16 protein-coding genes and 1 pseudogene are annotated in these 22,312 nt (G+C 71.8%); 4 read left to right on the plus strand and 13 right to left on the minus strand.

What is annotated here, in order from left to right:
• Nucleotides 1–4 precede the first annotated feature (4 nt).
• The 3 genes from ABR738_RS10605 to ABR738_RS10615 form a co-directional block, all read right to left on the minus strand.
• Nucleotides 5–1,249, minus strand: a complete 1,245-nt coding sequence (locus ABR738_RS10605; protein ID WP_350229716.1) for an SWIM zinc finger family protein — start codon at nt 1,247–1,249, stop codon at nt 5–7.
• Nucleotides 1,246–4,350, minus strand: a complete 3,105-nt coding sequence (locus tag ABR738_RS10610; protein WP_350229717.1) for an SCO1167/SCO6262 family helicase — start codon at nt 4,348–4,350, stop codon at nt 1,246–1,248. Before ABR738_RS10610 ends, ABR738_RS10605 begins: the two co-directional genes overlap by 4 nt.
• Before the next feature lie 100 nt (nt 4,351–4,450).
• Nucleotides 4,451–5,905, minus strand: coding sequence for a carboxylesterase/lipase family protein (locus tag ABR738_RS10615; protein ID WP_350229718.1), 1,455 nt, complete (start codon nt 5,903–5,905; stop codon nt 4,451–4,453).
• Nucleotides 5,906–6,276: 371 nt separating this feature from the next.
• On the opposite strand from ABR738_RS10615, the gene ABR738_RS10620 reads away from it, so the two are divergent.
• On the plus strand, nt 6,277–6,645 hold the full coding sequence (locus ABR738_RS10620) for a hypothetical protein (protein ID WP_350229719.1): 369 nt from the start codon (nt 6,277–6,279) through the stop codon (nt 6,643–6,645).
• Nucleotides 6,646–6,705: 60 nt separating this feature from the next.
• Here the strand turns inward: ABR738_RS10620 and ABR738_RS10625 are convergent, their stop codons facing one another.
• Entirely contained in the window at nt 6,706–7,602 is an 897-nt protein-coding gene (locus ABR738_RS10625) for an acyltransferase domain-containing protein (protein WP_350229720.1), read from the minus strand.
• Between the two features lie 169 nt (nt 7,603–7,771).
• Between ABR738_RS10625 and ABR738_RS10630 the strand changes: the two genes are divergently transcribed.
• A complete protein-coding gene (locus ABR738_RS10630) occupies nt 7,772–8,035 on the plus strand; it encodes a DUF6343 family protein (RefSeq protein WP_350229721.1) in 264 nt (87 codons plus the stop codon).
• Nucleotides 8,036–8,117: 82 nt separating this feature from the next.
• Here the strand turns inward: ABR738_RS10630 and ABR738_RS10635 are convergent, their stop codons facing one another.
• The 5 genes from ABR738_RS10635 to rpsA all read right to left on the minus strand — a co-directional run bounded on the left by ABR738_RS10635 (nt 8,118) and on the right by rpsA (nt 12,351).
• Complete coding sequence (locus tag ABR738_RS10635) at nt 8,118–8,489, minus strand: tetratricopeptide repeat protein (protein ID WP_350229722.1); 372 nt, start codon at nt 8,487–8,489, stop codon at nt 8,118–8,120.
• Nucleotides 8,490–8,583: 94 nt separating this feature from the next.
• Entirely contained in the window at nt 8,584–8,970 is a 387-nt protein-coding gene (locus tag ABR738_RS10640; protein WP_350229723.1) for a DUF3592 domain-containing protein, read from the minus strand.
• A 138-nt stretch (nt 8,971–9,108) separates the two neighbouring features.
• Nucleotides 9,109–9,708, minus strand: coding sequence for a dephospho-CoA kinase (coaE, locus tag ABR738_RS10645; RefSeq protein WP_350229724.1), 600 nt, complete (start codon nt 9,706–9,708; stop codon nt 9,109–9,111).
• A gap of 22 nt (nt 9,709–9,730) precedes the next feature.
• Nucleotides 9,731–10,612, minus strand: a complete 882-nt coding sequence (locus tag ABR738_RS10650) for a PAC2 family protein (RefSeq protein WP_388457482.1) — start codon at nt 10,610–10,612, stop codon at nt 9,731–9,733.
• A 239-nt stretch (nt 10,613–10,851) separates the two neighbouring features.
• Nucleotides 10,852–12,351: a 30S ribosomal protein S1 gene (gene rpsA / locus ABR738_RS10655; protein WP_053729297.1), complete on the minus strand. Its 1,500-nt coding sequence runs from the start codon at nt 12,349–12,351 to the stop codon at nt 10,852–10,854.
• 375 nt (nt 12,352–12,726) lie between these two features.
• Between rpsA and ABR738_RS10660 the strand changes: the two genes are divergently transcribed.
• Entirely contained in the window at nt 12,727–13,572 is an 846-nt protein-coding gene (locus ABR738_RS10660) for a class I SAM-dependent methyltransferase (protein WP_350229726.1), read from the plus strand.
• 150 nt (nt 13,573–13,722) lie between these two features.
• On the plus strand, nt 13,723–16,215 hold the full coding sequence (gene hrpB / locus ABR738_RS10665) for an ATP-dependent helicase HrpB (protein ID WP_350229727.1): 2,493 nt from the start codon (nt 13,723–13,725) through the stop codon (nt 16,213–16,215).
• On the opposite strand, the gene pgfA is transcribed toward hrpB, so the two are convergent.
• The 4 genes and pseudogenes from pgfA to polA all read right to left on the minus strand — a co-directional run bounded on the left by pgfA (nt 16,205) and on the right by polA (nt 22,231).
• Nucleotides 16,205–17,200: a cell envelope lipid trafficking protein PgfA gene (pgfA, locus tag ABR738_RS10670; RefSeq protein WP_350229728.1), complete on the minus strand. Its 996-nt coding sequence runs from the start codon at nt 17,198–17,200 to the stop codon at nt 16,205–16,207. The genes hrpB and pgfA overlap by 11 nt on opposite strands.
• Before the next feature lie 15 nt (nt 17,201–17,215).
• The gene (locus tag ABR738_RS10675) at nt 17,216–17,371 is read right to left on the minus strand and encodes an SPW_0924 family protein (protein ID WP_107090671.1); all 156 of its coding nucleotides are present in this window, start codon (nt 17,369–17,371) and stop codon (nt 17,216–17,218) included.
• Nucleotides 17,372–17,521: 150 nt separating this feature from the next.
• Nucleotides 17,522–19,240: a lytic transglycosylase domain-containing protein gene (locus ABR738_RS10680; RefSeq protein WP_350229729.1), complete on the minus strand. Its 1,719-nt coding sequence runs from the start codon at nt 19,238–19,240 to the stop codon at nt 17,522–17,524.
• 278 nt (nt 19,241–19,518) lie between these two features.
• Nucleotides 19,519–22,231, minus strand: a pseudogene (gene polA / locus ABR738_RS10685) (DNA polymerase I).
• Between the last annotated feature and the right edge of the window lie 81 nt (nt 22,232–22,312).

Raw genomic sequence — 22,312 nt, forward strand, 5'->3', positions numbered from 1 at the left:
GGTGTCAGGCGCCGAGCCGGGCGGTGAGCGCCCCCACCGGGTCCGCGTCCGGGGCGCCCCGGGGCCACCAGTCCTCCCTGTCGGGGTCCGATTCGTATCCGTACCAGAGTCCGTCGCGGCCGTAGCGGAGTTGGATCGTGGGGGTGGACAGCCGGTTGCGGCTGGGGCGGAAGCCGGGGAATCCGGCGGCGCTCAGGGCCGGCCGGGCCCGGTCGAAGGGGCCGGCCGGCGGGTCCCAGGGCGTCTCCAGGACGCTCAGCGCCTCGATGCCGCCCTGCCGCCAGGCGGCCACGGCGCGCGCGAGGTCGGTGGGGGTGCGGTCGGTGGCCCGGGCCAGTGCGGTGTACAGGGCACGGGTGGTGGAGGTGAGTCCGGATCCGGGGTGGGCCGCGGCGAGGCGCACGGCGTCCTGCCAGGTGGTCAGGGGGGCGATGGGGTCCTGTCCGGTGGTGAGCAGGGTGTGGGCGCGAAGGGCCGCTTCGGTGGCGAGGAGGTCGAGGGACAGTGGGTCGGGGCCGCCGTGCACGTCGGGGAAGGCGGGCGGGTGGCCGGGTCTCGCGGGTGTCGGGAAGGGGGGTGGCAGGGGTGGCCGGGTGCGTGGGGCGAGGGCCGAGCGGGCCTGGACGGTGGGGAGTTGGGGCCGGGGCGGGACTCTTTCCACTGCCATGCGGGCGGCGTTGCGCCGGGTGAGTGCGGCCAGGACCTCCTGCTCGCCGCGTCCGCGCATGAGCAGCAGCACGAACGGGTCTTCGTCCAGGAGGCGGGCGGTCTGGTAGCACAGGGCCGCCGCGTGTTTGCAGGGGTAGCCGTCGTCGGGGCAGGAGCAGTCGGGGATGAGGTCGCCGGACGCGGGCAGCAGTTCGGCCTCGTCGGCCAGGTCGTGCGGCAGGTCCTTGTCGAGGAGCGCGGCGATGTGCGCGGGCGTGCGCGCCGCGGTGTCCAGGAATTGTTCCCACGCCGGGTCGGGCAGGGTGCGCAGGCGTAGTTCCGTACGGTAGGGGCGAGGGCGTGAGCCGTGTACGTAGGCGGTGATGCGGCCGGGGGTGACGGTGATCGCGTCCACGTGGCCGGCCTGCGCGTAGGCGGCCCCGCGGGCCAGGCGGGCGGGGTCCAGGGCCAGTTCTTCCAGGGCCCGCACCCAGGCGTCGCCCCACCAGGTGCCGGTCCGATCGGAGCGGGCGCCCAGTGCGGGGTAGGTGCGGCGGCGGTCGTCGTGGCGGGGGGCGCGGATCGGGGGGCGTGGGGTCATGGCGCTCTCCGCAGGGAGATCAGGTCAGCCAGTTCGCGGTCGGTGAGTTCGGTCAGGGCGCTCTCTCCCGAGCCGAGGACGGCGTCGGCGAGGCGGCGTTTTTCTTCCAGCATCCGCGCGATGCTTTCCTCGACGGTGCCTTCGGTGATCAAGCGGTGGACCTGGACGGGCTGGGTCTGGCCGATGCGGTAGGCGCGGTCGGTGGCCTGTTCCTCCACGGCCGGGTTCCACCAGCGGTCGTAGTGGATGACGTGGCCGGCGCGGGTGAGGTTGAGGCCGGTTCCGGCGGCTTTGAGGGACAGGATGAACACGGGGACTTCGCCGCCCTGGAAGGCGTCGACCAGGCGCTCGCGTTCGGCCACCGGTGTTCCTCCGTGGAGCAGTTGGCAGGGCACGCCGCGTGCGGTGAGGTGGTGGGTGAGCAGCCGGGCCATCGAGACGTACTGGGTGAAGACAAGGACCGCGCCGTCTTCACTGAGGATGGTGTCGAGGAGTTCGTCGAGCAGGGTCAGCTTGCCCGAGCGGGCTGTGAGGCGGGGGGTCTGCTCCTTGAGGTACTGCGCGGGGTGGTTGCAGATCTGCTTGAGCGCGGTGAGCAGTTTCATGACCTGGGCGCGGCGGGCGATGCCTTCGGCCGCTTCGACGGCGGCCATCACTTCACGGACCACCGCCTCGTACAGGGCGGCTTGTTCGCGGGTGAGCGGGACGAGGTGGTCGGTCTGTGTCTTGGGGGGCAGCTCGGGCACGATGCCCGGGTCGGACTTCTTCCTGCGCAGCAGGAAGGGGCGGACCAGGCGGGCGAGGCGGTCGGCGGCGGCGTCGTCCTCGCCGTTCTCCACCAGGCGGGCGTGGCGGGCACGGAACGCCTTGAGGGGGCCGAGCAGGCCCGGCGTGGTCCAGTCGAGCAGGGACCACAGTTCGGAGAGGTTGTTCTCCACGGGGGTGCCGGTGAGCGCGACCCGGGCAGGGGCGGGGATGGTGCGTAGTGCTTTGGCGGTCGCCGAGAACGGGTTCTTGACGTGTTGTGCCTCGTCGGCGACGACCATGTTCCAGGCGCGGGCTGCCAGTTGGGGCGCGCTGGTGCGCATGGTGGCGTAGGTGGTGAGGACGAATCCGCCGTCGGCGCCCTCCAGGGTGCGGCTGCCGCCGTGGAAGCGGCGGACCGGGACGCCGGGGGCGAAGCGGGCGATCTCGCGCTGCCAGTTGCCGAGCAGGGAGGCCGGGCAGATCACGAGGGTGGGTTCGGGGCGGGCGCGGCGCAGATGCAGGGCGATCAGGGTGATCGTCTTGCCGAGGCCCATGTCGTCGGCGAGGCAGCCGCCGAGGCCCAGGGAGGTCATCATGTCCAGCCAGGCCAGGCCGCGTAGTTGGTAGTCGCGCAGTGTCGCGTTGAGCGCCGGGGGTTGTTCGGCTGCCGGGGGTCCTTCCAGGAGGCGGTCGCGCAGCACCGCGAGCGCGCCGGTGGGGACCGCTTGGACGCTCTGGCCGTCGACGTCGGCGGTGCCGGTGAGGGCGACGGACAGCGCGTCCACCGGATCGAGCAGTCCGAGGTCGCGTTTTCTGGCTTTGCGGACGAGTTCGGGGTCGGCCACCACCCATTGGTCGCGCAGCCGCACGATGGGGCGGTGGGCTTCGGCGAGCACGTCCATTTCGGCTTCGGTCAGCGGCTCGCCGCCGAGCGCCAGTTGCCAGTTGAAGGCGAGGAGTTGTTCGGCGTCGAAGAAGGAGGTGCCGTCGGTGGCGGAGCCGGGCGCGGGGCGTACGACGGCGGTGGCGCTGAGGGTGCGGGCCAGTTCACGCGGCCAGTGGACGGTGACGCCGGCTGCGGCCAGCCGCGCCGATGCCTCACCCAGCAGTTCGTACAGCTCGGTCTCGGTGAGCGGCAGGACGTCCGGGACGCCGCGTTCGAGGAGGAGTCCAAGCGGGGGCCAGACGCGGGCGGCGCGGCGCAGGGCGAGCAGCGCGTCGACTCGGGCGCGCGGTCCGAACGCGTCAACTGCGCTGCCGGTGACCGCCGTTGACCTCGTGCGCCCTGTGGTGGCCGTGCTGTCGGGCAGCTCGTTCGCCCAGAGGCGGGCGGCGTCGACGACCAGGGTCGGGTCGGCGAGGCTGTGCACCTGGACGATCGCCGAGCCCGCGCGCCGGGTCTCGCGTTCCTCTTCCTCGGGCGCCTCGGACGCCTCGGCCGTCCCGGTCGCTAGGGGGGCGGCGGGTTCCGCGCGTTCTTGGGACGCCGTGTCGAACAGGTCGTAGGCGTTGAGGTCGAGGCGCAGTGAGACCCGGACGCCCGCGTCCATGCCGGCGGCCGCCTCCGCCGCCCAGGCGTGTGCGCCGGGCAGGTGCTGGGCGGTGGTCGCGGCGAAGGGCGCACCAGCGGCGTGGGCGGCGGCCGGAGTACGGGGCAGGGTGTCGGCGACGGCGTCGAGGAAGGCGCGTACGAGGGCTTCGGGCTCGGGCAGCTGGAGCGCGCCCCGGCCGGGGACGGGCACCGCGTACGCCTCATGCGGCATGGCGGCGGCGATGGCGCGTAGCTGCGCGATGTCGTCCGCGTCCAGCGGGCCGGCCCGCCAGGCGTCGTGGCTGGTGGGGGTGAGGCCGGGCAGCAGCCTGCCGCGTGCGACGAGGTGCAGGGCGTGCAGCGCGGCCGCGCCCCAGCAGGCGGCGGCCGGGTGGGCGGCGGGATGGTGCCGGGCCTCGATCAGCAGGGGCAGGGCTTCGGCGACGGGGACCAGGAGGGCGGCGACCTTGCGGCTGCGGGCGCCCGCGCCGTGGCGGCGCACCACGGTCAGCTCGGCCACTTCCGCGTCCGGCCCGGACGGTCCGTGCGGCGGCGGATCCTGGTCCGGGTCCCAGAAGGCGATCTTGCCTTCGCGGGGCAGCCCCGCGGGCAGGAACACGGCGGCCGCCGTCACGCCGGGCCAGGCGCGGGCCGCGGGCGCGGCGCCGTCGCTCACGGCCCTGGCGGTGGGGGCGCCGTAGGGCGTGGTGGACCGCTGGGCGCGCGCGGGCGGCCGCAAGGACTGCTCGCTCGGCGCGGGACCGCCTTTGCCTGAGGTCGCCGGCGGCTGCTCGGCGTGGCGCATCGGTGTCGGCCGGTCCATCGCCGCTCACCTCCCTTCGTCCGCGCGGTCGTGGTCCGTCGCGTGGTCCGCGACTGATCTACGACCTTACGGGCGGGGTCTGACAATGGGCCTCACGGCCTCAGCGCACCCCCTCCCACAAGGCACGTTCGTCGCCGCGCGGGTCGTGTTCGAGGCCCGGTTCGGTGCCGAAGACCCGGGTGGTGCGGCGCTCGGTGTCGTAGGGCGCCCAGCCGGGGTCGCCGGTCTTCGCGAAGGCCACCCAGGCGCCGTGCATCGCGTCCGCGAGGGCTTGTGGGGGGCGGGGGCCGAGCATCGCGGCGTAGGAGGGGTCGTGGAGCCGGTCGAAGACGTAGGCGAGCTCGGAGGCGTGGCAGGCGCCGAGGCGGCCGCCGTGGGCCGGGGAGCGGTGGGCGAATTCGTACACGTGGGTGCCGGGTACCGACTCGGCGACGCGCAGGGCCGGGATCCGGTAGAACCAGTCGGTGGTGACGGCGTCGAACAGTTCGCCGGGCACCGCCTCGGGGCGGCGCCGCTCGTAGACGGGCAGTGCCTTGTCCGGGTCGAGTCCGTACGCCGCCGCGGCCAGCTCCAGGCGGGACCTCGGCAGGACGTCGATGCGTTCGGTGGGCACCAGGAACAGGCGGTACTCCTCCTGGTTGTTGCCGACAAGGAACTCCACCCCGCACTGCGCCGAGGGCAGTGGGAGCTCGTCGAGGACGGGCTCGAACGGCATCATGTTGAGCGCCGCCTCCCCCCACAGCCGCGGGTCCGGGTTCGCCCCGATCTCGCCGCGCAGCTCGGCCTGCGCGCGCAGCAGGTCTTCCAGGGGGACGGCGGCGAAGTCCTCGGCACTCGCCTCGATGCCGAGCTTTTCGGCGAGGCGGCCCGTGATCAGGTCGGCGGAGCCGGGCCGCAGGAAGTGGTGGGCGGCGCCGCTCTGCAAGATGGCGCGTCGAAAGAGGCCACGGGCGCGCGGCAGGGCGAGCAGGGCGCCGATGCTCATGGCACCCGCCGACTCGCCGAAGACGGTCACCTGGTGGGGGTCGCCGCCGAAGGCCTCGATGTTGTCGCGCACCCATTCCAGGGCGGCGATCTGGTCGAGCAGGCCGCGGTTGTCGGGCCGGTCGGGCAGCTTGAGGAAGCCGTCGGCACCGAGCCGGTAGTTGACGCTGACGTAGACCACGCCGTCGCGGGCGAAGGCGCTTCCGTCGTAGGAGGACGCCGAGCCCGAGCCGTTGGCGAAGGCTCCGCCGTGGATCCACACCATTACGGGCAGGCCGCCGCCCGGCGCCGGATGCGGTGTCCACACGTTGAGGTTCAGGCAGTCCTGGCCCTGGGCGCCCTCGTCGGGGATGAGGGTGTCGAAGGGAGGTGCGTAAGGGGCGCGGGGCATGCTCGCGCCCGGGACGAACGCCTCACGCACGCCGTCCCAGGGGAGGGCGGGTGCCGGAGCGCGAAAGCGTGCCTCCCCGAAGGGGGGCGCGGCGAACGGGATGCCGAGGAAGGCGGCAACGTCGTCGGCGACGAGACGTCCTCGTACCGCTCCCTGGTGGGTCGTACGGACGGGTTCCATCAGTTCGTGCGCCTTCCGACAGGTTTCGAGCAGGGCGGCGCCGCAGCGCGCGGGGCGTTCGGCACGGAGCGCGTGCCCGGCTGCGGGCTCCGCAATCTCTCTCGTACCCCGAGGTGGGCCCGCGCGTAAAGACCGGGGCGCGTCCGAACCGAGCACCTCCGGAGCCGGGCTGCGCCGGGCGGGCGTGGAGGCGGACGCGTGAAGGCGGACGCGTGGGGGCGGGCGGGACGTCGTGCGGGGCCGGATGGCGCGGCGCGGGCCCGTCGCCCGGGCGGGCTATCCACGGGGCACACCAGATGCCGGGGGCACCGGCACGGGGCAGGCTGGCGACACTGACCGCCGCAGCCATGCCGTACAGACGAGGACCACTCATGTCCGTGACCGCGTCCCAGTCCCCCGCCCCTTCGCGCCGTCGTCGCCGCACGCGGATCGTCACCGGGGCCGTGCTGCTCGCCCTTGCCACGACCGCCTGCTCCAGCCTCGGGCGTACGGCGGTCGGCACCATCAGCTACACGGCGGGGTCGGACCGCTCCACTACGCTGACCAGCCCGAAGGTCCGGGGCTGCCACCGGCTGCCGCCGGCGGGCACGAAGCAGGTCCTCAACAACACGCTGGTCGACATGGTCATGTACAGGACGCCCGACTGCACGGGCAAGGACACGACGTACATCGGCAGCCGGCTCACCGACAATGCGGCGCCCAGAGCCGCGGCCTGGCGCAGCTACAGCTTCGTGCACTGAGTCCGCCCCGGCCCCGTCGGCCGGCTGGAATGCGACGCACACGCACGCGCCGGCCGGCTCCTACAGCGCGAACCAGCCGTGGCCCACATACCAGTGCCCGCCGTTCAGGAGGTGCCCGGTGACGGCGCGCTGCAATGAGGTGCGGCGCGGGAGGTCCGCCACGCGCAGACCCGGATCCCCGAAGACGAAGCCGACGGGTTCGCCGTCCGCCGGGTCGTCGCTTCTGTAAGCGATACGGAACAAACCCTGGAAGCGGACAATGTTGGAGTCCTCGGCCAGGTGGTCTCGCAGCTGCTCGTCGAGCAGCCAGGAGTGGCAGACGGCCACCTGGTGGCGCTCCTCGGGGAAGTGCCGGGCGAAGAACGCCCTGGCGCGCCTGAGAGAATCGGCGCACGCCCGGGGCGTCAACGGGCCCAGGAAGTCAGGAATGTGCAGGTTCAGGCACGGATCGCCCGGCCGGACGTCGAGGCCTGCCGCGCGGGCGGCCTGGCTCGTGCGCCGGCCGAGCACCGCGCGCTGGAACTGGAGCCGCCCGAGCTGGTAGATCTCCCCGCGCGCGTGCAGCCGCAGCCAGCCAGGCGTCAGGAGACCGCCGTTTCCGTGCCGTCTGCGGTGCAGTGCGATGTGCCGCCCGAGGTCGGCGAGGGTATGGCGGGCGATGTCCTCGGGGATGTTCCGCTCCTGGTGGTAGGCCCTGGTGCGGGGGAGCGCGGCGAGGACGGCGCAGACGGGAAACCAGCGTTCCAGATCGCCCAGGCCCTCGGGCGGGGCGGGCGGAGCGGGATGGACATCCAAGGTGCCGATGTTCTCGACGAGGGCGCGCGCCGCGTGCTCCAGGAGGTCGCCGAGCGCGGGATCCGCGGTGAACTGGGCGGCGACCGCCGTGAGTTCGTTGATGTCCTCGTGCGGTACGGCGAGGTCGAGCAGCGTCCGGGGAAGGTCGTCGGGGAGCGGCATGCGCGCCACCCTAGCCACCCGGTCAACGCCGTACCGCCGCATTCAGGACGCGGCCTGAGCGACGGCGACGGGGGCCGGCGGCGTCAAAGGAGCTCGGCCCCGGGATCCCCAGCGCCCGGCAGCTTTCACCTCCGCCTCAGCGGGTACACCTCCTGAAGAGGCGATCACTATGCCGCGCACGGGTAACGAACCGATCACTGCCCGCAGCCCCCTGCGGATGCGGCTCTGGCTGAGCGTCTGGGGCCTGATCTGGGCCCTCGGCGGTACGGCCGGCTTCGCCGTGGAAGGGCGGCCCGGGTGGATGGCGGCCTGCGCGGTGCTGGCCGCGGTGATCGTCATGGACCTCGTCATGATCGTCCGCCATATCCGGCAGGGCCCGCACTATCAGCCCGGCCGTGACGTCCCCCCGTACGAGCCGCCGCGCAGCCGATGACACAGCGGCCGGCCCGGGCACAGGCCGACCGTCACCCCGCCAGGGGCGCCTGCGATGGTCGCGCCGGGCCGGTGCTCGCCTCCTACTCCGCGTCGCCCTCGAACCGCGCCGCGGCCACATACTCCGGCTTGGGATCCAGCGCTGCCGCCAGGCGGAAGTGGCGGGTGGCGTGGTCCGGGCGCGCCTGGCGTTCATAAGTACGGGCCAGGGCGAAATGCGCGAAGGCGTTGTCCGGTTCGCGTTCCAGGACCAGCTGGAATTCCAGTTCGGCGGAACGGAGCTGGGCCGAGGCGAAGAAGGCGCGGGCCCTGAGCAGGCGGGCAGCCGTGTTCTCTGGATGAACCGCGACCACCGAGTCGAGGAGTTTGACGGCGCCACGTGGATCCCTGGCAGCCAGCAGTTGCTCGGCGGCGCGGAAGTCGATGACGTGCGTCTCGGGGGTGCTCTCGCCCACGTGCCTGTCCTTTCCCTCTGCTGCGCGATGTCAACGCCATGCCCGGCTCGGGTATTCCGTACGCGTGCCGACGGCAAAGGTCCGGGCGCGCGGCTCAGAGCGCGGTCGCCGCCACGGTCAGCCCGAGCAGCACGATGACCGCGCCCGCCGCCATGAACGCCCGGTCGACGACGGTACGTTGACGGCCCAGGAGCACGATGGTGCGCGGGTTCTCCGGGTCGTAGGACACCCGCACGCAGGCGCCCGGCGGCAGGGGCTCACGGCGGCTGGGCGAGATGGGCGAAGGGAGTTCGAAGACGTCGCCGTCGACCGTCTCGAACTGCAACAGGGGCCGCGTCGCCCCCTGCGGCGCGGGCTTCACCAGCGCCCACGCGAAGGCGCCCGCCCGCTCGGCGCGCCGGGTCTCGCGCAGCCCGTAGGCTCCGGCGAGCAGTGCCACGAGGCCGCCGAGGACGGTGAAACCCGCCAGTACGAAGAGCACAGCGAGATCGTAGGGCGCCTCGGCCCCGCTTGGCGGCATGGGCCGGGGAAACCCAGCATGATGAGGGAATCCCCACGGTTTCGATACGCGCCGGCTCATGAGCGCGCCCCGCGTACGCCCCGAGCGGTCCCGCGTCCGCTAGCGCCCGGCGCGCTTCACCAACTCCGCCCAGACCTCGCGCACCTGCGGCTCCAGCGCCTCCAGAACGCCGTTGTTGTCGATGACCAGATCGGCGATGGCGAGCCGCTGGTCCCGGTCGGCCTGGGCGGCCATGCGGGCGCGGGCTTCGTCCGCCGTCATGCCGCGCAGCCGTACCAGGCGCTCCAGCTGGGTCTCGGGCGCGGCGTCGACGACGACGACCAAGTCGTACAGCGGCGCCAGGCCGTTCTCCGTCAGCAGCGGCACGTCATGCACAACCACCGCGTCGGGTCCGGCTTCCGCCTCCAGCGTGGCCGAGCGCGCTCCGACCAGCGGGTGCACGATCGCGTTCAGCGCCGCCAGCTTCTGAGGGTCCGAGAAGACGATGGCGCCCAGGCGGGGGCGGTCCAGTGCGCCGTCCTCGGTCAGGATCGCGGGGCCGAACGCCTCAACCACCGCCGCCAGGCCCGCGGTTGCGGGCTCGACGACCTCGCGCGCGATCCTGTCCGCGTCGATCAGTACGGCTCCGTAGGAGACGAGGAGCCGTGACACTTCGCTCTTGCCGGCGCCGATACCGCCGGTCAGGCCCACCTTCAGCATGAGCCGAAGCTTAAGCGCCTCCTCAGACGTCGCCCTCACGCTCGGCGAGGAAACGTTCGAACTCCCGGCCAAGTTCCTCCGCCGACGGCAGGTCCGCGGGTTCTGCGACCAGGTTGCCGCGCGCTTCGGCGCCCGCCACCGCGTCGTACTGGTGCTCAAGTCCCTGGACCAGGCTGACCAGTTCCTCGTCGCCCTCGCCGATCTGCCGCTCGATCTCGGTCTGCGTGCGCTGCGCCTCCGTACGCAGGCCGTGCGCGACGCTCGGCAGGACCAGGCCCGTGGCGGCCGTGACCGCCTCCAGGGCGGTCAGCGCGGCGTCCGGGTAGGACGAACGCGCCACATAGTGCGGGACGTGCGCGGCGACACCCAGGACGTCGTGGCCGGACTCCATCAGGCGGTACTCGATCAGCGATTCGGCGCTGCCGGGGACCTGCGCCTCGTCGAACGGTGAACGGTGACCGGGCATGAGGTCCGTGCGGTTGCCGTGCGGGGTGAGGCCCACGGGGCGGGTGTGCGGCACGCCCATCGGGATGCCGTGGAAGTTGACGGACAGACGCACACCGAGACGCTCGACGATCTGGCGCACGGCGAGCGCGAAGCGCTCCCACTCGACGTCCGGCTCGGGGCCCGACATCAGCAAGAAGGGCGCGCCCGTGGCGTCCTGCACGAGGCGCACTTCGAGAGCGGGCACCTCGAAGTCCGTCCAGCGGTCGCGCCGGAACGTCAGCAGCGGGCGACGGGCGCGGTAGTCCACGAGCCGGTCGTGGTCGAAGCGGGCCACCGCCTGGTGGGGCAGTGTGTCCAGCAGCTTCTCGACGATCTGCTCGCCGGTCTCACCCGCGTCGATGTAGCCGTCGAAGTGGTACAGCATGACCAGGCCGGCCGACTCCTGCGCGAGCGCCATGTCGACGACTGCGAGGCCCTTCGGCTCCCATTCGTACAAATCCTGCGGATCAAGCACGATTACCGCTCCTCCTCGTGTTCAACAGGAAGAACGACTGCCGGGACCGGCGCATTCCCGCGTCCGCCCCTTTCGCTGAAACGGGCGACGGGCGGGGCGAGTTGACCCGCGACATGAAGTAAGGCCCGTTCCCCATGGGGAACGGGCCTTACTTTCAGCTATCTACCAGCTGGGACAGAGCGTCAGCTCTGGCCGCCCGCCAGCTTCTCGCGCAGCGCGGCCAGCGCCTCGTCCGACGCCAGGGCGCCGGAGTTGTCGTCCGACTCCGAGGAGTACGAACCGCCGGAGACGCCCGCCGGGGCACCGGCCGGAGCGGCAGCGCCCTCGGCAGCGGCGGCCTCGTCGGCCTCGCGGGACTTGATGACCTGGGCCTGGTGCTGCTCGAAGCGCGACTGCGCCTCGGCGTACTGGCCCTCCCACGCCTCGCGCTGGGTCTCGTAGCCCTCGAGCCAGTCGTTGGTCTCGGGGTCGAAGCCCTCGGGGTAGATGTAGTTGCCCTGGTCGTCGTAGGACGCGGCCATGCCGTACAGGGTCGGGTCGAACTCGACCGACGCCGGGTCGGCACCGAAGGACTCGTTGGCCTGCTTCAGGGACAGCGAGATCCGACGACGCTCGAGGTCGATGTCGATGACCTTGACGAAGATCTCGTCGTTGACCTGGACAACCTGCTCCGGGATCTCCACGTGGCGCTCGGCCAGCTCGGAGATGTGGACCAGGCCCTCGATGCCCTCGTCGACGCGGACGAACGCGCCGAACGGAACGAGCTTGGTGACCTTACCGGGGACAACCTGCCCGATCTGGTGCGTACGGGCGAACTGCTGCCACGGGTCTTCCTGCGTCGCCTTCAGCGACAGGGAGACACGCTCGCGGTCCATGTCGACGTCCAGGACCTCGACGGTGACTTCCTGGCCGACCTCGACAACCTCGGAGGGGTGGTCGATGTGCTTCCAGGACAGCTCGGAGACGTGGACGAGACCGTCGACGCCACCCAGGTCCACGAAGGCACCGAAGTTGACGATCGAGGAGACGACGCCGGAGCGGACCTGACCCTTCTGCAGGGTGGTGAGGAACGTCTGGCGAACCTCGGACTGGGTCTGCTCGAGCCAGGCGCGGCGGGACAGGACCACGTTGTTGCGGTTCTTGTCCAGCTCGATGATCTTCGCCTCGAGCTCCTTGCCCACGTAGGGCTGGAGGTCGCGGACACGACGCATCTCGACGAGGGAGGCCGGCAGGAAGCCGCGGAGGCCGATGTCGAGGATGAGACCACCCTTGACGACCTCGATGACGGTACCGGTGACGATGCCGTCTTCTTCCTTGATCTTCTCGATCGTGCCCCAGGCACGCTCGTACTGAGCGCGCTTCTTGGACAGGATCAGACGGCCTTCCTTGTCCTCCTTCTGGAGAACCAGGGCCTCGATCTCGTCGCCGACCTTGACGACCTCGTTCGGGTCGACGTCGTGCTTGATCGAGAGCTCACGGCTCGGGATCACGCCTTCGGTCTTGTAACCGATGTCGAGCAGGACCTCGTCCCGGTCGACCTTCACGATGACGCCGTCGACGATGTCGCCGTCGTTGAAGTACTTGATCGTCTCGTCGATCGCGGCGAGGAAGGCTTCCTCGTTACCGATGTCGTTGACCGCTACCTGCGGAGTGGTAGAGGTGGTCTCGGTGCTGCTCGTCATGTGGGAAAGGGCTCCGGTTACGGACAGAAAGTCGTAGGTACTGCCACGCCGAGAGCCCGTATCGCCTCTGCAGAAGCCGGACAGCCAGGGAAGCGCCTCTCCGGGTCGGTCCGGATGGCGCCTCGACAAACCGAGGGGACATACAACAGATGGAAGCGCGCCTGCTAGGTCTGAGGTGCGCAGGCTCGCAGCGCAACTTGTAGCATACGGGGGCAGCCGGACAGGGTCAATGCGCGAAGGCGCACACCCGGGGCGGATCCCCGCAATCCCGGCACAACTAAGGTTCCTCGAGGCCACGATGGGCCCCGGCGGCCTCTCGCGGGAGGCTCCGCGAAGACGAGGTCGCGTTCCGCGCGAACTACAACGATGGGCACGATGAGCCAAGAGATCCCAGCGTACGAGTCCGATGACGGGTCCGTTTCCGAGCCGGAGGCGACACGGCGTACCGCCGGGGGCACGGAGAGCAGCCGGGCCAGCCGGAGCTGGTGGGACCGCAACGCCGACGAGTATCAGACAGATCACGGCGCGTTCCTCGGCGACGACCGCTTCATCTGGGGGCCCGAGGGCCTGGACGAGGCGGACGCCCGGCTCCTGGGTCCGCCGGACTCCCTGCGGGGACTGGACGTCCTGGAGATCGGGGCCGGCGCCGCGCAGTGTTCGCGCTGGCTGGCCGCCCAGGGCGCCCGCCCGGTGGCCCTCGACCTCTCCCACCGCCAGCTCCAGCACGCCCTGCGCATCGACGGTGGCGCCGGCGCCTTCGCGCTGGTCGAGGCGGACGCGGGCGCGCTGCCCTTCGCGGACGGCTCCTTCGACCTGGCGTGCTCGGCATACGGCGCGGTCCCCTTCGTCGCGGAGCCGGTGAAGGTCTTCCGCGAGGTGCGTCGGGTACTGCGCCCCGGCGGCCGCTGGGTCTTCTCCGTCACCCACCCCATCCGCTGGGCCTTCCCCGACGAGCCGGGGCCCGACGGCCTGTCGGTCGCCGCCTCCTACTTCGACCGGACGCCGTACGTCGAGCAGGACGAGAGCGGCCGCGCGGTCTATGTGGAGCACCACCGCACCCTGGGCGACCGGGTGCGGGACGTGGTCGCCGGCGGTTTCCGCCTGGAGGACCTGGTCGAGCCGGAGTGGCCGGCCTGGAACGCGCAGGAGTGGGGTGGCTGGTCGCCGCTGCGGGGCAATCTGATCCCCGGGACGGCGATCTTCGTGTGCGTACGGGATTGAGTCTTCGCGGGCGTACGGGGTTGACTTCCGGGGGCAGGCCGGAGTCCGGGGTCGGCCGGAGTCCGGGGTCGGCCGGGGTTAGTCATACAAGCCCACCGTCCCTGTGGACAGAGCTCCGCACGGTCCGCCGCGACGTACGACACTGAGCGCATGATGCGAACCGACGCTCTCGACGCTCTCCCCGTACGCGAGGCCGTCCCCGAGCTGCTTGCCGCACTCGACGGGCACGGGACGGCCGTGCTGTGCGCCCCGCCCGGCACGGGCAAGACCACGCTCGTGCCGCTGGTGCTCGCGGGGCTGACCGGCGCAGGCCCGGTGCGACGGGTCGTGGTGGCCGAGCCGCGTCGCATAGCGGCCCGGGCCGCCGCCCGCCGGATGGCCTGGCTGCTGGGCGAGCAGCCGGGCGGCCGGATCGGCTTCACCGTGCGCGGCGAGCGGCGCGTGGGGCCCGACACCGTCGTCGAGGTCGTCACCACCGGCGTACTCCTCCAACGCCTGCAGCGCGACCAGGAGTTGGCGGACGTCGACGTCGTCGTCATCGACGAGTGCCACGAGCGCCACCTCGACGCGGACACCGCGGCCGCCTTCCTCCTGGACGTGCGCACCGCCTTGCGCCCGGAGCTGCGCCTGGTGGCGGCGTCCGCGACGACGGACGCCGAGGGCTGGGCCCGGCTGCTCGGGGACGCTCCGGTCGTCGAGGCGGCCGGGGTGTCGCACCCGGTGGAGGTGGTGTGGGCGCCGCCCGCCCAGCCGGTCCGCCCACCGCACGGCATGCGGGTGGATCCTGCCCTGCTGACGCACGTGGCGTCGACGGTGCGGCGCGCCCTGGCCGAGCGGGAGGGCGATGTGCTCTGCTTCCTGCCGGGCGTGGGTGAAATCGGGCGCGTGGCACGGCAGTTGGGCGATCTTTCCGGAGTGGAGGTGCTTGAGGTGCATGGCCGGGCCCCGGCCTGGGTGCAGGACGCGGTGCTGGCCGGATCGCCGGGGCGGCGGGTGGTCCTGGCCACTTCGGTCGCCGAGTCCTCTTTGACGGTGCCCGGGGTGCGGGTGGTCGTGGACTGCGGTCTGGCCCGCGAGCCGAGGGTGGATCATGCCCGTGGCCTCGGCGCCCTGACGACGGTGCGGGCCTCGCGGGCCGCCTCCCGCCAGCGTGCCGGCCGGGCCGGGCGTGAGGCGCCGGGCGCGGTCTACCGCTGCTGGACCGAGGCGGAGCACGGGCGGCTGCCCAGCTTCCCGGCCCCGGAGATCAAGGTCGCCGACCTCGCCGCGTTCGCTCTGCAGGCGGCCTGCTGGGGCGATCCGTCGGCCGAAGGCCTCGCCCTGCTGGACGCGCCGCCCGCCGGGGCGATGGCCGCGGCCCGTGCCGTACTGACGGCGATCGGGGCGGTGGACGAACAGGGCCGCGCCACCGACCGGGGCGCCCGGATGTCCCGGCTCGGGCTGCACCCGCGTCTGGCCCGTGCCCTGCTCGACGGCGCTTCGGAGGTCGGTGGCCGACGGGCCGCCGAAGTGGTGGCGCTGCTGAGCGAGGAGCCTCCACGGGAGTACGGCGATGATCTGGCGGCGGCCTGGCGCACGGCGCGCCGGGGCGGGGACGGGTACGCGGCGCGCTGGCAGCAGGAGGTGCGGCGCCTGACCGCCGCCGCGGGGACCCACACGGACAGGGGTTCCGCCGAGGGCGCCGCAGGGCTGATCGCGGCCCTGGCGTTCCCCGAACGGGTGGCGCGGGCACGCGGGGGCGGCGCGTTCCTGATGGTGTCGGGCACCGGCGCCGAGGCCGGGCAGGGCTCCGGGCTCAGCACGGCGGACTGGCTGGCGGTGGCCGTCGCCGACCGTCCCGTCCAGGCCGCGTCCGCCAGGATCCGTCTGGCCGCCGTCATCGACGAGGCGACGGCCCGGATCGCGGCGGGGCACCTTGTGACCGAGGGCGAGGAGGTGTGCTGGGAGGACGCGGATGTGGTGGCCCGCCGGGCGTCCCGGCTCGGCGCGGTCGACTTGGCCATACGTCCGCTCAAAAACCCCGACCCGGCGCTCGTGCGGGACGCGCTGCTCGACGGCCTGGCGCGGGAAGGGCTCGGTCTTCTGCGGTGGACCCGTGACGCGCGCGGCCTGCGGGAACGGCTGGCGTTCCTGCACCGGGTGCGTGGAGAGCCCTGGCCCGATGTGTCCGACGCCGCCCTCCTCGCCCGGGCCGAGCAGTGGCTCGAGCCGGAGCTCTCACGGGCCCGGCGCCGGGCCGACCTCGGGAGGATCGAGGCGGGCGCGGCTCTCAGCCGGCTGCTGCCGTGGGCCTGCGGGGAGGCGGCCCGGCTCGACGAGCTGGCCCCCGAGCGGATCCAGGTGCCCAGCGGATCACGGATACGGGTGGAGTACGGGGGTGAACAGCCGGTGCTGGCCGTCAAGTTGCAGGAGATGTTCGGCCTGGACGGCACGCCGGAAGTGGCGGGGGTGCCGGTCCTTGTCCATCTGCTCTCCCCCGCGGGCCGGCCGGCCGCCGTCACCGCCGACCTGGCGAACTTCTGGCGCCAGGGGTACCGCGCCGTGCGGGCCGAACTGCGCGGCCGCTATCCCAAGCACCCCTGGCCGGAGGACCCGACTGCGGTGCCGGCGACGCGGTTCACCACGGCGCGGCTCAAACGGTGACGGGTTCCAGTGGCTCGGTCATGGCCGGGGGCGGGTCGTCGGGGCGGCGGCCGCGTGCCTCCAGCCACAGGGCGAGGGCGAGCAGGGCCAGGGCGAGACCGAGAAATCCCCACGGGAGGTAGGAGGTGAGCATCAGGACCAGGGCGCGGTTCTTCTTGACCAGGTCGACGGTGTACTTGACGTAGTCGTCCCGCATCTTGACGTCGCCGGCGAACACGGTGACCTTGTCTCGGCCACCAAGGAGGGTGCCGCCGCGCATCTCCTCCTGGTTCAGCTCCTCACCGTTGACCGGGGCGCCGGTGACGGGGTCGACCCAGAACTTGCGGGTGGTGGTGTACCAGAGAGAGGTGCCGGTGGTCTGCTCCAAGGTGCTGGAGTCGATGCCGGGCAGCGGCATCTTCTTCGGGTAGGGCACCTTGGTCCAGGGGATGGTCTGCTCGAAGTAGTAGACGTGGAGTCCGTGGAACTGCCTGGTGCCCTTGTAGTGGATGGGCGCGGAGGTGCGGGCCTGGAAGTCGAAGTACTCGTAGTCCCGTTTCTCGGTCAGAAAGGGCCACTTGAACTCGATGCCCTTGCGCTGCACGGCGTCGCCGTCGACCATCTCGCCGGTGGCGTGGACGGGCGCCTGGCTGTGCGCGTCGAAGATGTAGCGCTCGGGTATCTGGGAGACCATCTTGCCGTCGGGTCCCTGGATGTAGGAGAGGGTGTCCCACACCACGACGTCGTCGCCGGCGCTCTTCTCGATCTCCTTGGCGGCCTCGACGTTGCCCTTGAGCGTCTGGACGACGGTCACCTTGGGGACCGTCCTTGACCGCATCGTGGCGTAGTCGATGAGGGTGGCGTTCTTCGCTTCGAGGACCGCCTCCTGGTACTGGCTGGGCGGGATCTTGGCGAGGCGGGGGAAGGCGTACCAGCGCAACAGGGGCGACAGGGCGGCGAAGAACACGGCGAGGGCGAGCAGAACGAGACTGGCTTTGCGTCGCATGGACCCGCTCTTCCTCTACTTGGTCTGGGTGATCTTCCCTGGCGCGCTGGGGACCGTGGTGAGCAGCGGTTTCGGCGAGGTCTTTCCTTCGGGGGCGCCGATGGCCGACACGGTCAGGACGAGGGCGAGGGCGGCGGCAAGCCCGATCGCGGCAGCTATGAGGGCGCGCATGCTCGGCCTCCGTACAGCTGATGGGCCGTCAGAAACGGGATGGGATGGGCACCGTAGCAACGCCCAGCCGAGATGAGAACACGTCGAACAGCCCCTCTGCCGTCGGGCGGCGGAGGGGCTGCTGGGAAAGGAGGAGACCGGGGGCGCCCCTCAGGAGGCGGCGGCCACCGTCAGCTTGAGCGTGATCGTGGCGCCGCCCTCGGTGGTGACCCGGAGCAGGAACGTGCCGCTCTGCCCGTCCGCGTACATCTTCGGCAGGACCAGGAGACCGTTGGCGTCGGTCGTGAGGTCCTTGATCTCACGGACCGGGTTGCCCTTGGCGTCCTTGAAGTACGGGCCCTTGTCGTTGACCTTGGGCGCGGCCTTCGGGTCGGCGCCTGCCGCCGGCTCCGCGACCATGGTGGCGGATGCCGCGACATGGGCTGCCGCGGCGCCCTTGTAGGTGGCCTTGAGCGACACGGCGTTGGCGAACTCGCCACTGGGCACGGCCGTCAGCGCCTTGGCGTCGCCCCGGGTGAGGTCGTCGGCCTGGCGGGCCAGGACCGTGGCCTTCCACTCGACGGCGGCCAGCGCGGACGTGACGATCGTGGCGCGCACCGTGAACGTGCCGGTCTTCTCGCCGGCCTCGAGCACCGGCGCGACGGCCCTGCCGTCCGCCTCGGTGGCCACGGTGGCGGTGGTGGCACCGCCGGCGAAGCGGGTGTCGGTGTCCCCGGCGATCTCGAACCGCACGCTCACGCCCGCCATCGCCTTGCCGGACGCGTCCTTCACGACCGCCGTGGGGTGACCGGCGAAACCGGCGCCGGCGGGCGCCGTCAGCTCCTTGGTGCCGGCGTCCTCCAGCGTCTTGGGGAACGGCACCGGGGTCGGCTTGGTGTCGCCGCCGGGCCTGGCCGGCGGGGGCGTGGGCCGCACGGGCGTGGTGGGCGCCGGGTCGGGCTTGGTGGACGGCTTGGATGCGGGCGGCGAACTCGGCTGGGAGGCATGCCCCTTGGGCGGTGCCTTCGGCGTCACCGGCGGTTGCTTGGTGGTGGTCTGGTCACTGCGGCGGCCGGGCAGCGAGCCGGCGCCGTCGGGAACCTCGTGGGTGCCGCGCCGGTAGAAGTCGAACCACGTCGTGACCGTCGTCAGGTACTCCTGCGACTGGTTGTAGCTCAGGATCGCCTTGTCCAGGTCGGCCTTGACCGCGAGGTCGCGGCCGCTGCCGCACAGGTAGTACCCGGTGGCGAGCGCTGCGTCGTAGACGTTGTTGGGGTCGTTGACGCCATCGCCGTTGCCGTCGCGGCCCGCGGTCGCCCAGGTGGAGGGGATGAACTGCATGGGCCCCACCGCCCGGTCGTGCACCTTGTCGCCGTCGTACGCGCCGCCGTCGGTGTCGGTGATGTTGGCGAACCCGACTCCGTCGAGCACCGGGCCGAGGATCGGGGTGAGCGTCGTGCCGTTGGCGTCGACCCGGCCGCCGTTGGCGTGGCCCGACTCGACCTTGCCGATGCCGCCGAGCAGTTGCCACGGCAGGTGGCAGCCCGGCCGGCTCGTCGCGAGCGCCGCTTCCGCCTTCTTGTACGCGTCGAGCACCGTGGCGGGTATGCCCTGCTGGTCGCCGGTGGGGATCGTCGTCACTGGCGCAGTGGGCGCGATCGGGGGCGTCGGCGACGTGAGCGGCGGAAGGTCGGTGTAGTACGGCGAGTTGCCCGAGGCCGGGGCATCCGGCGTGGGCGTCGGCGTCGCGTCCGACGCCGACTGGTCGGCCGGACTGCTCGCGTGCACTACTGCGGGTGCCTGCGACGCGGAAAGCGCCGCCACCGCGAGCGCGGCGACCGCCGTGGTCCCCGCTCCCTTACGCAGTCGTCGGCCCATGTGCGGTGCCATACGTCAAGTCCCTCCCCGGTACTCGGCCGTTCGCGCTCCCCAGCGCGAGGACTCAGGTGACACTACGGCAACCGACGGCGCCATGACAGCGCCGCCTGACCGGTTTTCACTGATTCGCCACGTGAGATGCGTTGGGGGTCGACAGGGGAGCCTGTTCCGCAAACCGAACACCGCTGCTCACTGACAGGAACTGAAATCTGTCAGCTGATGATGGAAAACGGTCATCCGTCATCCGTCATCCGCCACCTACCGGCCCCCCAGCACCCCCCAGGCACCCCTCAGTGCGCCGCCGACTCCCAGTCGTTGCCCGAGCCCACCGACACGTCCAGCGGGGCGCGGAGCTGCACCGCGCCCGCCATCTCGCGGCGTACCAGCGCTTCGACCCGCTCGCGCTCGCCCGGTGCGACTTCCAGGACGATTTCGTCGTGGACCTGGAGCAGGAGGCGCGAGGCGAGGCCCGCTTCGGTCAGGGCACGGTCCACGTTCAGCATCGCCACCTTGACGATGTCGGCCGCCGTGCCCTGGATCGGGGCGTTGAGTGCCATCCGTTCGGCCATCTCGCGGCGCTGGCGGTTGTCGCTGTTGAGGTCGGGCAGGTAGCGGCGCCGGCCCAGCATCGTCTGCGTGTAGCCCGTGGCGCGGGCTTCCTCGACGGCGCGCTGGAGGTAGTCCCGTACGCCGCCGAAGCGTTCGAAGAACGTGTCCATCAGGCCGCGTGCCTCGCCGGCCTCGATGTTCAGCTGCTGCGAGAGGCCGAAGGCGGACAGCCCGTAGGCCAGGCCGTACGACATGGCCTTGATCTTGCGGCGCATCTCCGGGTCGACCTGGGTCTTGGCCACGCCGAAGACCTGGGAGGCGACCGTGGTGTGCAGGTCCTCGCCGGAGGCGAAGGCTTCGATGAGGCCCGCGTCCTCGGACAGGTGGGCCATCACGCGCAGTTCGATCTGGCTGTAGTCGGCGGTCAGCAGCGACTCATAGCCTTCGCCGACCACGAAGCCCCGCCTGATCGCACGGCCCTCGTCGGTGCGTACGGGGATGTTCTGGAGGTTGGGGTCGGTGGAGGAGAGGCGGCCGGTGGCGGCGACGGTCTGGTTGAAGGTGGTGTGGATGCGGCCGTCCGCCGCGATCGTCTTGACCAGGCCTTCGACGGTGACGCGCAGCTTGGCCTGCTCGCGGTGGCGGAGCATGATGACGGGCAGTTCGTGCTCGGTCTGGGCGGCGAGCCAGGCCAGTGCGTCGGCGTCGGTGGTGTAGCCGGTCTTGGTCTTCTTGGTCTTGGGCAGGGCCAGTTCGCCGAAGAGGACTTCCTGGAGCTGCTTGGGCGAGCCCAGGTTGAACTCGTGGCCGACGGAGGCGTGCGCCTCCTTCACGGCTTGTTGCACCGCGCCGGCGAACTGCTGCTCCATGGCTTCCAGGTGGGCGCGGTCGGCGGCGATGCCGTAGCGCTCCATGCGGGCCAGGAGGAGGGAGGTGGGCAGTTCCACGTCGTGCAGCAGGTCGGTGGCGCCGACTTCCTTGAGGCGTTCGGTGAACGCGTCGCCCAGGTCGAGGACGGCTCGTGCCTGGGTCATGAGGGCGGCGGCTTCGGCTTCGTCGTCCGCGCCGAAGGCGAGCTGTCCGTCGGCGGCGCCGGCCGGGGCGAGTTCGCGGCCGAGGTACTCCACCGACAGGGCGTCCAGGGCGAAGGAGCGGCGGCCGGGCTTGACGAGGTAGGCGGCGAGCGCGGTGTCCATGGTGACGCCTGCGACGCTCCAGCCGTGTTCGGGGAAGACCCGCATCGCGGCCTTGGCGTTGTGCATGATCTTGGGCTGGGCGGCGTCGGCGATCCAGGCGGCGAAGGCCCGCTCGTCGCTCTCGTCGATCTGGGCGGGGTCGAACCAGCCGGCCGTGCCGTCGGCGGCGGCCAGCGCGACCTCGCTGACGCTTCCGGTGCCCAGCGCCCAGGCGTCGACGGTCGCCACGCCCAGCGGCTGCCCGCTGTGTCCGGCCAGCCACGGAGCGAGTTCACCCGCGCCCAGGACCGTGCCGTCGATGTCGACTCCGGCGGCGGGCTGGGGCGCCTGTGCCTCTGCGGCGCCGGGGTCGACGGCGAGGAGGCGTTCGCGCAATGAGGGGTTGCGGATCTCCAGGACGTCCAGGACGCCGGTGACCTTGGCGCGGTCGTAGGGGGCGCGTTCCAGTTCGGCGGGGCCCTTGGGGAGCTCGACGTCCTTGACCATCTCGGTCAGGCGGCGGTTGAGCTTGACCGATTCCAGGTGGTCACGGAGGTTTTGTCCGGGCTTTACCCTTGACTTCGTCGGCGCGCTCGGCGAGTTCGGCGAACGAACCGAACTGGTTGATCCACTTCGCGGCCGTCTTCTCACCGACGCCCGGGATGCCCGGCAGGTTGTCCGACGGGTCGCCGCGCAGCGCCGCGAAGTCCGGGTACTGCCGCGGGGTCAGGCCGTACTTCTCCTCGACCTTGGCGGGCGTGAACCGGGTCAGCTCGGAGACGCCCTTGGTGGGGTAGAGGACGGTGACGTGGTCGGAGACCAACTGGAAGGAGTCGCGGTCGCCGGTGACGATCAGGACTTCGAAGCCGGCCGCCTCGGCCTGGGTGGCGAGAGTGGCGATGATGTCGTCGGCCTCGAAGCCGTCGGTGGCGAACCGGTCGACGTGCATCGCGTCGAGCAGTTCGCCGATCAGCTCGACCTGGCCCTTGAATTCGTCGGGGGTCTTGGAGCGGTTCGCCTTGTACTCGGGGAACTCCGTGGAGCGCCACGTCTTGCGGGACACGTCGAACGCCACCGCGAAGTGGGTGGGTGCCTCGTCACGCAGTGTGTTCGCGAGCATGGACATGAAGCCGTAGACCGCGTTGGTGGGCTGGCCCGTCGCGGTCGTGAAGTTCTCCGCGGGCAGCGCGAAGAACGCCCGGTACGCCAGGGAGTGGCCGTCCATGAGGAGCAGGCGCGGTCGGGTTTCCGGGGTCTTCTTCGATGCCGTCTCAGCCATGCCCCCGATCCTGCCACGCCCCACTGACAATCCTGGCCAGTCCCGCTCGGCCGCCCCTGGCGCGGCTGTCAGTGGCGCGTG

This window comes from Streptomyces sp. Edi4, assembly GCF_040253615.1.
Lineage (GTDB): Bacteria > Actinomycetota > Actinomycetes > Streptomycetales > Streptomycetaceae > Streptomyces.